The organism is Vibrio sp. OPT46, assembly GCF_015163535.1.
Taxonomy (GTDB): domain Bacteria; phylum Pseudomonadota; class Gammaproteobacteria; order Enterobacterales; family Vibrionaceae; genus Vibrio; species Vibrio alginolyticus.
Window position 1 is genome coordinate 1 of sequence record NZ_JADDYG010000392.1, and the last position, 619, is coordinate 619.

Sequence of the window (619 nt, forward strand, 5' to 3'; positions counted from 1 at the left end):
GCATTAGGGTCAATATAATGTGCTGGTGTAAAAACATCTTTAACTTCTTCGCCCAAGAGATCGATGTCAGGGTGAAGCACTCTATGATTATCTGCATGTGCATAGTGAAGTCTTGGATTTGTTTCAAGATTATAGAAAGAGAGTCTTGTTGTTCCCTTAGTAATTTTACCTGATCTAATTTTTGCTACACGTTTTGTGAAATCTAATGAAGGTTTAACTTTTCTAGCCTTTTCCTGGTATTGGATATCAGTAACATGCGATAGATAGGGTATAGAAAGCTTGGTGTTTATCTCTCCACCGCCAAACATAGAACTAAAGGATGCATAAATCACCTTCGTAGCTTCTTGGATAGAACTAAAGTCAATGCTACTAACTTGCTCATCAATTTCGATATACCAATTTAGTGCTTTTTTGTTTGCATAACCCTTAAGTAGACTAGTTTTAAAGTACTCTGAAAATGCACTAGAAGCTTTACGTCCGTTACACTCCAACTTGATTACCTTATCAGAGTTACTTGAAAGCAAATCAAAGAGTTCAACTCTCTCAGCATTGACCATCACTGAAATCCTTCCTAAGAGATCACAATGTTTAGATCGAGAAGTGTCCTGGCTGATTGGTT

1 protein-coding gene is annotated in these 619 nt (G+C 36.8%); it reads right to left on the reverse strand.

The genetic code is table 11. The features are described 5' to 3' along the window. Positions 1-560: hypothetical protein (locus IQR33_RS35890; protein ID WP_228013972.1), on the reverse strand; the 560-nt coding region annotated here is incomplete at its 3' end. Between the last annotated feature and the right edge of the window lie 59 nt (positions 561-619).